The organism is Allobosea sp. P1_B10 (assembly GCF_056406735.1).
This window is the reverse complement of record NZ_JBFTZP010000004.1, coordinates 161,603-174,956: the sequence shown is the minus strand read 5'-3', so window position 1 is coordinate 174,956 and position 13,354 is coordinate 161,603. Positions and strand designations below refer to the sequence as shown.

Sequence of the window (13,354 nt, the reverse complement as noted above, 5' to 3'; positions counted from 1 at the left end):
AGGACAGGGTCAGGGGGGCCTGCCTTGCGATGTCCGGCTGATGCCGATCGCGCCAGTCACAGTCCGCAGGCCGACAGGCCGCGCTCCGGGCCAGGATTTCCTGGATCGGAGGACGTGGCATGGCGCGCGCAAACCGTTTTGATGTGGAGACGACAATGACCGATTCGACCGAAGGCGCCGGGGGCAAGTGCCCGTTCCCGCACGCCTCTGCCAAGAAGACCGAGAACAGCAACTGGTGGCCGAACCAGCTGCGTGTCGACCTGCTGAACCAGCATTCGTCCAAGTCCGACCCGCTTGGTGCTGAGTTCGACTATCGCAAGGCGTTCAGCGAGCTCGACTACGAGGAGCTGAAGAACGACCTGCGCAAGCTGATGACCGACTCGCAGGACTGGTGGCCGGCCGATTTCGGCCATTACGGCCCGCAGTTCGTGCGCATGTCCTGGCACTCGGCCGGCACCTATCGGCTTGCCGACGGTCGCGGCGGCGGTGGTCGCGGACAGCAGCGTTTCGCCCCGCTCAACAGCTGGCCCGACAACGTCAACATCGACAAGTCGCGCCGCCTGCTCTGGCCGATCAAGCAGAAGTACGGCCAGCGCATCTCCTGGGCCGACCTGCTGATCCTCACCGGCAACGTCGCGCTCGAGACCATGGGCTTCCGCACCTTCGGTTTCGCAGGCGGTCGTGTCGACACCTGGGAGCCGGATCTCGACGTCAACTGGGGCTCCGAGACGGCGTGGCTCACCCATCGCCCGCTCGACACCTTCGACGGACCGCTCAGCGCCACCGAAATGGGCCTGATCTACGTCAACCCCGAGGGGCCCGGCGCCAATGGCGACCCGCTGTCGGCGGCGCATTTCATCCGCGAGACCTTCGCCCGGATGGCGATGAACGACGAGGAAACCGTCGCGCTCATCGGCGGCGGCCATACCTTCGGCAAGACCCACGGTGCGTCGGCTGAATCGCATAAGGGTGCCGAGCCCGAGGGCGCTGATCTGGAAGCGCAGGGCCTGGGTTGGGCCTCGAGCTACGGCACCGGCCATGGCGGCGACACGATCGGTAGCGGGCTCGAAGTCACCTGGACCCAGACCCCGGCGCAGTGGAGCAACTTCTTCTTCGAGAACCTGTTCAAGTTCGAGTGGGTCCAGACGCGCAGCCCCGCCGGCGCGATCCAGTGGGAAGCCAAGGATGCCGAGGACGTCATCCCGGACGCCCACAACCCGGATCGCAAGCACAAGCCGACGATGTTGACGACCGACCTGTCGCTGCGCTTCGACCCGGCCTATGAGAAGATCTCGCGCCGGTTCCTGCAGAATCCGCAGGCCTTCGCCGAGGCTTTCGCCCGCGCCTGGTTCAAGCTGACCCACCGCGACCTCGGCCCGCGTTCGCGCTACATCGGGCCGGAAGCGCCGAAGGAAGAGCTGATCTGGCAGGATCCGGTTCCGGCCGTGACGCATGTTCTGGTCAACGATGCCGACATCGTCGCGCTCAAAGCCAAGATCGTGGCGTCTGGCCTGACCGTCTCCGAACTCGTCGGCACGGCCTGGGCCTCGGCCTCGACCTTCCGCGGTGGCGACAAGCGCGGCGGTGCCAATGGTGCGCGCGTTCGTCTGAGCCCGCAGAAGGACTGGGAGGTCAACCAGCCGCTGCTGCTCGGCAAGGTTCTGGCTGTTCTCGAGGGCATCCGCGCTGACTTCAATCAGGCGGCGACAGGCGGCAAGGCCATCTCGCTCGCCGACCTGACCGTTCTCGCCGGTAACGCAGGTGTCGAGCAGGCCGCTCGTGCTGCCGGGCAGGAGGTCACTGTGCCCTTCGCCCCGGGCCGCACCGATGCCTCGCAGGAGCAGACCGATCTCCACGCCTTCCAGGTCATGGAGCCGGTTGCCGATGGCTTCCGCAACTACCAGGGCCCTGCGCTCAAGGTGCCTGCGGAGGTGGCTCTGATCGACAGGGCGCAGCTGCTGACGCTGACCGCGCCCGAACTGACGGTTCTGGTCGGCGGTCTGCGCGCGATCAACATCAATGCCGACGGCTCCAGCCACGGCGTCCTGACCAACCGGCCTGGCGCGTTGACGAACGACTACTTCGTCAACCTGCTCGACATGGGCACGCAGTGGAAGGCGACCTCCGAGGCCAAGGACGTGTTCGCCGGCACCGACCGCACCAGCGGCGTTGCCAGGTGGACAGGGACCCGCGTCGATCTCGTCTTCGGCTCGAACTCGATCCTTCGTGCGCTGGCCGAGGTCTACGCTTGCGCCGACGCCCAGGAGAAGTTCGTGACGGATTTCGTCGCTGCCTGGACCAAGGTGATGAACCTGGACCGGTTCGACCTCGTCTGATCTCCGCCGGAAACGAGCGTTCCACAAGACCACCAGCCTCCAGCGGCCCGCCGCTGGAGGTTTTTTGTTGGGCGACGAGGCCGGACATGCAAAGCGCCGGGCATCACTTGTTAGCTGACGTTGCGACATGCGCGCCGCGCGTCTACTTCAACAACTGGACTCGACCATGAAATACTAACGTATCGTACTGGCAGCAGTTTGGCGATCACGTGTGAAAAAGGCAATGGAGGCGGCAAATATTGAAGTGTCGTCCCATTTCTATGGCGGGTTTAAGCTTCGTGTGATGACAAGATCATCCTGATCAACTCCTGATTCGCCGAGAACCTATGCCTGCGCCCCTTTCGCATATTGCGGCCTCCAGCCGCGTCGCCCTGCTTCTGCTGGCGACTGTTTCGATGCCCGCTTTGGCTCTTGCAGCCCCGGATATCGGCCTCGGGCCAGTGGCCGGGGCCAATGGCGGCAACGGCGCCAATGCATCCGGGGCAGCTGGGGGAGCGGGTGGTGTCGGCGGACTGGCCGGCGACGCAAGCGTCAAGGGCGGGAGCGGCGGCGTCGGCGGCGTCAATGGCGGCGGTACCGCGGGCGGCGGGCCTGCCGGCGGTGCAACGGGACCTGAGTTCCAGGGCACCGGCACCGGTGGCGGGCCTGACAGCGGCGGCGGCGGCGGCCGTTCCAGCACAAGCGTTGCAGGAGCGGGCGGCGGCGGTGGCGGCGGCGGGCGAGGGGCGACGGTCGCGACCTCGCTGACCAATGTGTCAACGATTGCCGGCGGCAATGGCGGCAATGGTGGCAACGGCGCACCTGATGGCGGATGGGTCGGCGGCGGCGGCGGTGGCGGCGGTGGGGCCGGCGCCGTTCTCAACGGGACCTCCATCGTCAATAGCGGTTCGATTACCGGTGGTAATGGCGGCAATGGCGGACTTGGGACAGGTGACAGCTACGTTTCTTCTCTCGATGACGGGACCGGCGGCACCGGCGGATCCGGGATCGTCGTCAATACGACGTCGGGCGCGACCATCGTGAACTCGGGCTCGATCATTGGCGGCTATGGCGGTACCGGCAACGGGCCGCAGGGCGCAGCCGGAGTGGGCATCAGCGGCCAGAACCTCACGATCACCAATTCAGGCTCGATAACCGCCGGCAACGGCAGCGGCGATATCGACGCCCTGCGCTTCACGGGTGGCGCGAATGCGCTGACGCTGACGAACGCCACGTCTGGCCTGACCGGCCACATCGCCGTCCAGACGGGCTCACTGACTTTCGTCCAGCCGACCGATGTCACAATCGCGAACGCGATTACGGGGGCAGGCTCGATCGTCAAGATTGGCGCTGGCGTACTGACCCTGACCGGAAACAACAGCTACTCGGGCGGGACGACCGTCTCGCAAGGCACGCTGGTCGGCAGCGCGGCGAATATCAGGGGCGCTCTTGCGAACAACGGTCTCGTCATCTTCAACCAGGGCTCGGCCGGCACTTTTGCTGGCGACATCAGCGGCAATGGCTCGCTGACCAAGGATGGGGACGGCAACCTGACGCTGTCCGGCGTGAACAGCTCGACCGGTCCAACCTTAATCCGGGCAGGAACACTCACCTTGGCCGGAGGCAACGCGATTGGAGACAATGCGCTTGTCGTGATCGACAGCGGAGCCGCATTGGCCGTCGCAGAGAGCGAAACCATTGGCTCGCTTGCCGGGGGTGCCGGGGCCAGTGTCATGATCGCCGGCGGCCAGGTCCTCACCACGGGGAACAACTGGGCCTCGACCTTCTCGGGCACCATCTCGGGCGAGGGCGGGATCAGGCAGAACTTTGCCGGCACCACGACGTTTACCGGCGTCAGCGCCTATTCGGGTGCAACCGAAGTCGCCAATGGCACGCTGATCGTCAACGGTTCGATCGTGTCCTCTTCGGGCGTCACCGTGGCGCCGGGCGCGACCCTGGGTGGGAGCGGCCAGCTGCCGTCCACAAGGGTCCTCGGGGCGATCTCGCCTGGCAATTCGCCGGGAACGCTGACAGTCAGCGGCAACCTGACGCTCACCGCCTCTTCGCTCTATATCGCCGAGGTTCAGGGGAATGTCTCCGATCGGATCGACGTGACCGGAAGCGCATCGCTGGCGGGCACTCTGCGGATCGTTCCGCTCGGTGGTCGCTACAGCTTCAACAGTCCCTACACGCTCTTGTCTGCTACCGGCGGTGCGAGCGGTGAGTTCGGCGCGATCGATACAGCCGGATCTTTCGGCTTCGGCATCACGACCGCAGTTGCCTATACCGGCACCGATGTCGTGCTGACCCTGGCGCCCCGGAAGATCGCGACGCCGGGCGATCCCGCCAATGCCTTCGCGGTCACGTCGGCCATCGATGATGTTGTCGCGCGGGGTGCTGACGCATCTGCCCTGTTTGGCCTCTATGACCTGCCGCAAGCTGCCATTCAGAGCGCAGCCAACCAACTCTCGGGCGAGATCCATACAGGCGTTTCGGCGCTGGCCTCGCGGGCCACGGGGCAGTTCCTCGGCACGATGCTCGACGGCGGTCTCGCCGGCCGGCTGCAACAAGCCGGACCGGCTCCGGAAGCGACCACATTCTCCAGCCGCCTGGGCAAGGGCGACGACGTGCCGGCGAAGTCCGGCGTGCTGGACGCGCCCCGGTTTTCGCTGTGGGGCGCTACATCGGGGTCGTCTGGCCGTACCGATGGTAGCGCTGCTATCGGGTCAGCCCGGCGTAGTCTCGATGATGCTCACCTGGCAGTCGGCGCCGATTTCCGCATCGGAACCGCGTCCGTCGCCGGCATTGCTGTCTCAGGTGGCAAGGGACGGGCTTCGCTGCCCGGTGGGACCGGCAAGATCGAGAGCGATGTCTTCCAGGCCGGCCTGTATGGCGCAACCCGGCTCGGCGTGGTGAATCTGGCCGCGGCTGGCGGCTTTGCCCGGCTCGACAACGACATCACGCGAGCGGTGCCATTGCTCGGCAATGCACTGGCCTCTTCCTATGCCAGCACGGCGTGGAGCGGTCGGTTCCAGGCCAGCGCCGCGGTGGCCAGCTGGAATGGCTTCACCGTCTCGCCGCTGGCGGCGCTGCAGGCTGTTCATGTGCTTAGCCCCGCGTTCCGCGAGCAGGCGGGAGTCGGTGGGAATGCTGCCGCACTCGAAGTCGACAAGCGCTCAGGTCTGACGAGCCGGTCCGAACTGGGGGCACAGATCGACATGCAGACGCAGCTGGCCGGCGTGCCTGTCACCGGCTTCATCAAGGCCGCGTGGGCCCACTATTTCGAGCGCGACGCCTTGCTCACCGCGACGCTTGCGGTGCTGCCGGGCGCTACCTTCACGGCGAACGGAGCCAAGCCTGCTCGAAATGGTGCGCTGCTTGCAGCAGGTGCCGATGCCAAGCTCAGTGAGCGCGTGTCACTCGGGGTTCGCCTCGAGAGCGAGCTGTCGGCCAACGCACGCAGCCTCGGCGGCACCGCACAGCTGAGGGTCAGCTTCTAACCGGCGAAACGGGGCCGCTGCCTCGCGCGGCGTATTTTGGCGAAGCCCAGCCTTTCCTAAATGACGCAGGCGGCGGCGCTCGGTTGCCGCCGCCTGCATCCAGGATCAGGCCTTGAACGTATAGCCCGGGCCGATCGCGGCGTCGGCCGGGATCGGCGGCAGGTCGTTGAACAGCCCGGGCTGATCCTGCATCACCTTCAGGATGTGCTTGGGCTCTATGTGCTTGTTGACGTCGAAGCTCGACTTCAGGAAGCCGAGCCGGTGCAGGCGATCGAGGGCTTCGTGCATCGCGCGGTAGTTGTTGGCCGAGAGGCGACGGTCGGCCTGCTGGATGTTGAACTCCATCGCCGCTTCCGCGATCTCCTGCTTGAGGCCGGGGATCCAGCGCGTGCCGACCTGGGCCGCGAGCTTGGGGTTCTTGCGCATCCACTGGTCGGCCTCGGAAACCGCCGCCAGGAATTTCTCGATCTTGGGGCCGTTCGCGGCCACCCAGGGGCGCATGCCGACATTGAAGCCGACATAGGCGATGACGTCGCCGCCGCGGATGATCTCGACTGCGCCCGGCACGTCCTTGAGCGCGATGATCGGCCAGGGGTCCCAGCCCACGAAGGCGTCGATGCCCTTGGCCAGCAGCGCGACCGTCATGTCCGGCGGCGGTGTGTTGACCAGGGTGACGTCGGCCGGGGTGAGGCCGCCCTTCTCGATCAAGGCGAGGATGTAGAGGTGGTTGATCGTGCCGAAGGAGGCGGCGATCTTCTTGCCCTTGAGTGAGGCGAGGTTGCCCTTCTGGATGCCGGAATCGCCGCGTGCGACCAGCGCCATCGTGGCGTCCGAGCCGCGCCGGGTGGCGTTGCCGCTGTAGTTGCCCAGCGCGACGAGATCCATGCCGCGCACGACGGCGCCGATCATCGGCACGCCGACCTGGACGATCTCGCTCTCGCCGGCCTGCAGCGCGTTCAGCGCGTCGACGCCGGTGGCGTAGGGGCGGGCGATGTCGACATCGAGGCCCCATTTCTCGAAGAAGCCGCGTTCCAGCGCGATGGGCAGCCCGAGCTGGTCGATGCCGGTGACCATGCCGGCCTTCATCTTCTCCAGCTGCTGCGCCTTGACAATGGACGGCGCGGCGATGACGGCCGCTCCTGCCAATACGGTCCTGCGTGTAATCATCTCTATCCTCCCGGTTTCAAGGGCTCAATTCTTCTCACCCAGTAGTACCGGGCGATGTCGTTGAGTTGGTTCTTGTCGATGTTGCGGAGTTCTACGGACTGATCTTCCGTGCCCGACACGCGCCCGAAGCGCTGGAGCACCAGGATGTGAAACCTCTCAGGCGTGAAGGGCAGGGTGATCAGCGCGTTGACGCGCTGGCGGTCGGGAAAGCCATCGCCGACCTTTCCCGGCGCCTGCACGATGAGCCAGACCTGCCAGAGCAGCCAGGCGACCAGCAGGCCGAGCAGGATGCGGCCGCGCCGCGAGGCCAGTGCGGCGTGGACCATCCTCATGCGGACCTCACCAGGGCCAGCACCTTGTTGGAGAGCTCCTTGAATCCGTCATCCTCGACGAGCGTGTCCCAGACGCGCGGCCGGGCCAGCGGGATCTCCACCTGCTCGAGGATGTGGCCCTTCGACAGCACCACCACGCGGTTGGCGAGGAAGACCGCCTCGGGCACGTCATGGGTGATGAAGATGACGGTCGGCCGCCGCTCCTCCCAGATCCGCGTCAGCTCCTCCTGCAGGGTCATGCGGGTCTGCGCGTCGACGCTCGCGAAAGGCTCGTCCATCAGCAGGATGTCGGGCTTGTTGGCGAGCGCGCGCACGACGCCGACGCGCTGCTGCATGCCGCCCGAGAGCTCGTTGGGATAGCGGTCGGCGGCGTGGGAGAGGCCGACGAGGTCGAGATATTCGCGGGCGATCTCGTCGCGCTCGGCCTTGGGAATGCCGCGCATCTTGGGGCCGAAGCCGACATTCTCCAGCACGGTCTTCCAGGGGAAGAGCGCGAAGGACTGGAAGACCACGCCTCGGTCGGCGCCCGGACCCTTGACCGGCTGGCCGCCGACCAGGATCTCCCCGCCCGATTGCGGGATGAAGCCTGCGACCATGTTGAGGATCGTGGATTTGCCGCAGCCCGAGGGGCCGACGATCGAGACGAACTCTCCGGCCGCCACGTCGAGCGAGATGTCGTGCAGGGCCGTGTGATGGGAGCCCGCATAGGGATCGAAATAGGTCTTGGAGAGCGATTTCAGGCTGAGCGTCTTCACTGTGTCACCAGTCCCCAGCGACGGCCGGTGGCGCGCTCGATCGGAGCCAGCACCCATGCGTCGACAATATACCAGAGGATGCCGAGCACGATCATGCCCAGCACGATTTCGACGACGGAGCCCGCGCGGCGGGCGTCGAACATGAGGAAGCCGATGCCGCTCGTGCCGACGATCATCTCGGCCGCGATCAGCGCCCGCCAGCCATAACCGAGACCGTTGCGCAGGCCGGTGATGATGTTGGGCAGGGCGCCCGGCACCACGACTTCGCTCAGCACCTGCCAGCGCGAGGCGCCGAGGCTCTGGGCGGCCCGATGCAGCTCTATGCGCACCGAGCGCACGCCGAGCACCGTGTTGAGCACCACCGGGAACAGCACCGTGTAGACGATGATGATCGTCATCGTGGTCATGCCGAAGCCGAACCAGATGATCAGGATCGGCAGCCAGGCGATGTCGCCGATGGCCTGGAAGAACAGCAGCACCGGCCAGAGCGCCGTGTAGGCGCGCTTGCTCAAGCCGATGAGCAGCCCGAGCGGGATCCCCAGCGCCATGCCGACAGCCGCGCCGGCTGCGAGTCGCGCGACGCTGTCGCCGAGATATTCGGGCAGGATGCCCTTGTGGATCAGCTGGCCGAAGGTGCGCAGTACATCCATGGGCGACGGGAAGAAAGCCGGCGGGAAGGGCCCCCAGGCCGCCACCGCCCACCAGATCGCCACCACCGGCACGAAGGGCGCCAGCGTCTGCAGCACCGGCCATTTGGTGGAGGTGCGGACCCACCAGCTCCATAGAACGAGAGCGCCGTTCATGCCCGCACGAGCCCCCAACGCTCGATCGTCGCCCGCTCGAGCGGGGCGAGGATCAGGCGGTCTATCAGGAGCCACAATGTCCCGATCACGATCATGCCGAGCACGATCACCTCGGTCTGGTAGAAGTCGCGGGCGACGAAGAGCATGTAGCCCAGCCCGATATTGGTCGCGATCATCTCGGCCGCGATCAATCCGCGCCAGGCGAAGCCCAATCCGGTGCGGATGCCGGTGACGATGTTGGGCAGGGCGCCAGGCAGGAGCACGTCGGTGAGGAGGGCTGTCTTGCCTGCGCCCAGCGAGGCGGCGGCGTAGCGCAGCGTCATCGGGATCGTCGAGACGCCGAGCAGCGTGTTGTAGACGACCACGAAGAATACGGCGTTGAAGATGACGAAGACGATGGCGCCGAAACCATAGCCGAACCAGAGTGTCGCGATCGGGATCCAGGCGATGCCGGCGAGCACCGAGAAGAAGCGCAGCAGCGGCGTCAGGAAGGCGGAGACGCCCTTGCTCAACCCCATCAGGATGCCGAGCGGTACCGCGACGATGATCGCCAGCACGGTGCCGATGACGACGCGGGCGAGGCTGATGGCGACATGCGCGAGCAACGAGCCGTCACGCAGGCCGGCGATGCCGGCCTCGACCACTGCTGCGATGCTGGGGAAAATTTGCGGCCTGACCTCGAAGACCGGGACGGCCACCGCCCAGATCACGACTAGGACTGCCAGGGGCGCGACAAAAGTCAGCGCACCCGCTAGGCGGTTGCCGGCAACCATAACTCCTCCCTGTTCGTGAGCCCCTCGGCCACGAGACAATCAACCCGCCTGCACCTTCAAGGTGAATGCAGATCAGACGCGCGTCTCCTGTAGCGGAACGGTCGAGCGAACCTTGGGACTTCGCGTCACGTTTCAAAGGAGTACAGGTGGATTCCGCAAGCGACAAGCCGCATTGAGCAGGGGCGTTTCGCCCTATTGCGATAGAGACGCGAAATCCGATTGCAGCATCAGGTCAGGCCCTCGGGCGCAGGGGGGCTGATTGGAAAAGCGATGCAGCAAAGCGTGCGTCTTGCGAGCATGTTGATGCGTATTGTCCCGCCCGCGGCGAATGGAACGGACGTATCGAGCTGCGCCTAGTGGTTCGCCGCATGCGCGGCGCCGTGCGGCGACTTGCCGGCCGTGTGGCAGTCTTGGGAGTCCGATCTGGGCTCGCTGCATGCTTCGACAAAGGTCTACAGGACAGTGACCGCTCTAGATGCAGTGGCGGAAGGGGTGGGATTCGAACCCACGGTAGGCTTTCACCTACGGCGGTTTTCAAGACCGCTGCCTTAAACCACTCGGCCACCCTTCCAACGCATCCGCGCATATCCGTGCGAGGGCGATGAGACACGGGTCGCATCGCGGAATCGCGGGAAATATGCTGCGCGTAACGCAGTGCACTCGATACACATTGCGCTGCTGTTCGTCGAGACGAGAAGCGTCGCAGCTTTCATATTGATGGGGCAATGCTGACCGCCGGAAGACGGCGCCCACGGGGCAACGAAGGGACGGGCGTGCGCAATTGCCGCAATGCAGCATCTGGGCTGTGCGCAGTGTCCGCTCGGGCCGGTTCGCTCCGGACCGCCGCTGCCGGACGATCGCACTATGCTGATCCGGCTTTCGATTCGGTGAAAACAGCTCCGCCACCTCGGGTCTGCCCGTGATAACGTAACGTCGCTCCACCGGTTTTTTTGGCTGGTCCGTTAACCGGTAGGCAATCCGCGAAAGCTCCACGAAATCTGGCGGACAACGCGTACTCCAGGCAGCGAAGTCGCCGCGTTTTGGTCACCGTCGGTCGCCCGGAGCTTGACATGTGCCGCATTTCGGACACCTTTGTGCCCGCTCACAGGGGCCGGGAAGCGTCTCGGCGGCCTCGCGATCTGCGAGCCGTCGCTTAACGCTCTCTTAACGGGAATGTCCGAAAACTCAGGCTTCGCCGCTCATGCGGCTTGGCCTACATCCCGGCAGTACAGCCGGTAGAGTTTGCGGCGCAGAAGGCGGAACGACGGAATGACACGAGGCGCACGCTCATCGGTCCCGGAAACGTGTTCCCAGGCTCCCGAACTGGCTGGCCTCAGTCCTTATTCCGTTACAACACGCGTCGCGCGACTTGGTTGCGTCGCGCTCGCCGGCGTTTTCCTTGCGAACTGCGCCAATGACCAGGTAGCCCGCAGCGGTCGCTCGAAGGAAATCGGTGCCTTCTCCCATCCGAAATACGGCCAGGCCAGCCCGCGCGTCGTCGCGGAAGGGCAGGACGTGCCCAAGGGCGGTGGGCGCCAGCTCATCGGCAAGACCTACTCGGTCGCCGGCAAGCGCTATACGCCTTATGAGAAGCCCGTCGGCTACACGGCTGTCGGCATGGCATCGTGGTATGGCGAGGCCTTCCATGGTCGCCGTACCGCCAATGGTGAGGTCTATGACCGCTATGGCATCAGCGCGGCGCATCCGACGATGCCGCTGCCGGCCTATGCCCGCGTCACCAACGTTCTGAACAACCGCTCGATCATCGTGCGCGTCAACGATCGCGGCCCCTATCATGGCGGCCGCGTCATGGACGTCTCGCAGCGTACCGCCGAGGCACTCGCTTTCCGCCATCTCGGCACGGCCCGCATCAGGCTCGAATATCTGGGCCAGGCCTCGCTCGCCGGCTCCGACGACAAGCTGCTGCTCGCGACCCTGCGCACCGATGGCCAGCCGGCTTCCATCCCGGGCACGAGCGCCCCGACCATGGTCGCCTCGGCGGCTCCGGTCGCTGCCGCCCGTTATGCCAGCGCCAATCTCGACGAGGCCCCGGCAGAGCGCAGTCAGCCTGAAATCGTCCAGCCCGTCGCGCGGGCCTATGCAGAGCCCGTACGTACGATTTCGCCGAGCTCGCCGATCATTGCAGGCGTGGCGGCGCAGGCGCCGGTTGTTTCGGTCGGCACGGCGTCCGGTGTCCCCGTGCGCGGCGCGCCGCTTCCGCCCAACCGCCCGTTCGACCTCGACACCATTGCCAATGCCGGTACCCCGGTTCTGGTTCGCCCGAAGGCCGCCACTCCTCTGCCCCCGTCGCGCACCAACATGGCGAGCCTGTTCACTGCGCCCGAGCGCAGCCCGACACAGCGTTTCGCCAAGACGCATCCGCTGGTCAACAACCTCACGCCACAGGCGTTGCAGCCGCTAGCGCGCAATTGAGCGGAGCCGGGCTTGACCGCTCGGGCCTGCCTCTGCATCTGATGGCCGTATGAGCGGCCTGTCCTCCTGCGTGCGAAGGTTTTTGCGAGCCTCGGCGCTTAGGCGAGGCTTCGTGGCCGCCGCGGTCCTCGCGGCAGGCATCGCCTCTAGCGGCGCCAGTCGGGCCCAGAGTTTCCAGTCCGCCGCGCCCTATGCCGTGCTGCTCGATTCCGCCAGCGGCACCGTGCTGTACGAGAAGGCTGCCGACGAGTTGATGGTGCCGGCGAGCCTGGCCAAGATCGCCACGGCGCTCGTTGCGTTCGAGGATATCGCGCAGGGCCGGCTGACGCTCGACAGCGAGATCGGCATCTCCGAGAACGCCTGGCGCAAGGGCGGTGGTGTCTCCGGCGGGTCGACCATGTTCGCCCAGCTCAACAGCCGCGTAAAACTCTCTGACATCCTGCAAGGGCTGATCGTGCAATCGGGCAACGACGCCGCGATCGCGCTGGCCGAGGCCGTGGCGGGCGACGAGGCGACGTTTGCGCGGGTGATGACGGAGCGCATCCGGGCGCTGGGGCTGGGCAAATCGGTCTTCCGCAATGCCACCGGCATGGGCGATCCCCTGCAGAAGGTCACGGCCCGTGAGATGGCGCTGCTCTCCGACCACATCATCAAGACCTATCCCGAGCTGTACAAGATTTTTGGCCAGCGCGAATTCACCTGGAACAAGATCCGCCAGCAGAACCGCAATCCGCTGCTCACGATGGATATCGGCGCCGATGGCCTGAAGACGGGTAATATCGACGAGGCAGGATTCGGCCTCGTCGGCTCGGCGGTTCAGAACGGGCAACGCCTGATCGTGGTGGTCAACGGTCTCAAGAGCTCGCGCGATCGGGCCCAGGAAAGCCGCAAGCTGCTGGAGTGGGGCTTTCGCGCGTTCGAGACGCGCAGCGTCTTTGCTGCCGGCGAGGTGATCGGCGAGGCCAGCGTCTTCGGCGGCGAGAAGGGGCGCATCGGCCTCAAGGCCAAGGGGCCGATCAACCTGCTGCTGCCGCGCGGCAGCAACGAGCGCCTCAATGCGCGGATCGTCTATCAGGGCCCGCTAAGGGCGCCTGTCCGCGAGGGAGCGGAGATCGCCCGGCTCCTGGTGACGCGCGGAGACGTCAAGACACTCGAGGTTCCGCTGTATGCAGCCGAGACGGTGGAGTCCGGAACCTTGCAGAGTCGGGCGCTGGATGCGCTATACGAAGCCGCCACCGGTTGGGTGCGCAGTGCCTTCAGGAAAAGCTGAGCGTCC

The 13,354-nt window shown here is 65.9% G+C and carries 9 protein-coding genes and 1 tRNA gene; 4 read left to right on the top strand and 6 right to left on the bottom strand.

What is annotated here, in order from left to right; all coding sequences use genetic code 11:
• Positions 1 to 155 precede the first annotated feature (155 nt).
• Positions 156 to 2,336, top strand: coding sequence for a catalase/peroxidase HPI (gene katG, locus AC1D2L_RS11445; RefSeq protein WP_476845994.1), 2,181 nt, complete (start codon positions 156 to 158; stop codon positions 2,334 to 2,336).
• Positions 2,337 to 2,662: 326 nt separating this feature from the next.
• Positions 2,663 to 5,815: an autotransporter outer membrane beta-barrel domain-containing protein gene (locus AC1D2L_RS11440; protein ID WP_476845993.1), complete on the top strand. Its 3,153-nt coding sequence runs from the start codon at positions 2,663 to 2,665 to the stop codon at positions 5,813 to 5,815.
• Between the two features lie 105 nt (positions 5,816 to 5,920).
• Here AC1D2L_RS11440 and AC1D2L_RS11435 read toward each other — a convergent pair whose 3' ends face one another.
• From AC1D2L_RS11435 to AC1D2L_RS11410, 6 genes are all read right to left on the bottom strand, one after another.
• Complete coding sequence (locus tag AC1D2L_RS11435; protein ID WP_476845992.1) at positions 5,921 to 6,982, bottom strand: ABC transporter substrate-binding protein; 1,062 nt, start codon at positions 6,980 to 6,982, stop codon at positions 5,921 to 5,923.
• Positions 6,983 to 6,984: 2 nt separating this feature from the next.
• Positions 6,985 to 7,314, bottom strand: a complete 330-nt coding sequence (locus AC1D2L_RS11430; protein WP_476845991.1) for a hypothetical protein — start codon at positions 7,312 to 7,314, stop codon at positions 6,985 to 6,987.
• Positions 7,311 to 8,069, bottom strand: coding sequence for an ABC transporter ATP-binding protein (locus AC1D2L_RS11425; RefSeq protein WP_476845990.1), 759 nt, complete (start codon positions 8,067 to 8,069; stop codon positions 7,311 to 7,313). The genes AC1D2L_RS11430 and AC1D2L_RS11425 overlap by 4 nt, the downstream gene beginning before the upstream one ends.
• A complete protein-coding gene (locus AC1D2L_RS11420) occupies positions 8,066 to 8,872 on the bottom strand; it encodes an ABC transporter permease (protein ID WP_476845989.1) in 807 nt (268 codons plus the stop codon). Before AC1D2L_RS11420 ends, AC1D2L_RS11425 begins: the two co-directional genes overlap by 4 nt.
• Complete coding sequence (locus tag AC1D2L_RS11415; RefSeq protein WP_476845988.1) at positions 8,869 to 9,645, bottom strand: ABC transporter permease; 777 nt, start codon at positions 9,643 to 9,645, stop codon at positions 8,869 to 8,871. Before AC1D2L_RS11415 ends, AC1D2L_RS11420 begins: the two co-directional genes overlap by 4 nt.
• Positions 9,646 to 10,126: 481 nt before the next feature.
• A tRNA-Ser gene (locus AC1D2L_RS11410) sits at positions 10,127 to 10,216 on the bottom strand.
• Positions 10,217 to 10,914: 698 nt separating this feature from the next.
• Between AC1D2L_RS11410 and AC1D2L_RS11405 the strand changes: the two genes are divergently transcribed.
• Both AC1D2L_RS11405 and AC1D2L_RS11400 read left to right on the top strand, forming a co-directional pair.
• Complete coding sequence (locus AC1D2L_RS11405; RefSeq protein WP_476845987.1) at positions 10,915 to 12,078, top strand: septal ring lytic transglycosylase RlpA family protein; 1,164 nt, start codon at positions 10,915 to 10,917, stop codon at positions 12,076 to 12,078.
• A gap of 49 nt (positions 12,079 to 12,127) precedes the next feature.
• Positions 12,128 to 13,348 (top strand): D-alanyl-D-alanine carboxypeptidase family protein, encoded by a 1,221-nt coding sequence (locus tag AC1D2L_RS11400; protein WP_476845986.1) that lies wholly within the window; start codon positions 12,128 to 12,130, stop codon positions 13,346 to 13,348.
• Positions 13,349 to 13,354 lie beyond the last annotated feature (6 nt).

Bases quoted from the DNA above. Each gene is read 5' to 3' on its own strand.
- katG (WP_476845994.1), top strand. From the start codon at position 156: ATGACCGATTCGACCGAAGGCGCCGGGGGCAAGTGCCCGTTCCCGCAC.
- AC1D2L_RS11440 (WP_476845993.1), top strand. From the start codon at position 2,663: ATGCCTGCGCCCCTTTCGCATATTGCGGCCTCCAGCCGCGTCGCCCTG.
- AC1D2L_RS11435 (WP_476845992.1), bottom strand. From the start codon at position 6,982: ATGATTACACGCAGGACCGTATTGGCAGGAGCGGCCGTCATCGCCGCG.
- AC1D2L_RS11430 (WP_476845991.1), bottom strand. From the start codon at position 7,314: ATGAGGATGGTCCACGCCGCACTGGCCTCGCGGCGCGGCCGCATCCTG.
- AC1D2L_RS11420 (WP_476845989.1), bottom strand. From the start codon at position 8,872: ATGAACGGCGCTCTCGTTCTATGGAGCTGGTGGGTCCGCACCTCCACC.
- AC1D2L_RS11415 (WP_476845988.1), bottom strand. From the start codon at position 9,645: ATGGTTGCCGGCAACCGCCTAGCGGGTGCGCTGACTTTTGTCGCGCCC.
- AC1D2L_RS11405 (WP_476845987.1), top strand. From the start codon at position 10,915: ATGACACGAGGCGCACGCTCATCGGTCCCGGAAACGTGTTCCCAGGCT.
- AC1D2L_RS11400 (WP_476845986.1), top strand. From the start codon at position 12,128: ATGAGCGGCCTGTCCTCCTGCGTGCGAAGGTTTTTGCGAGCCTCGGCG.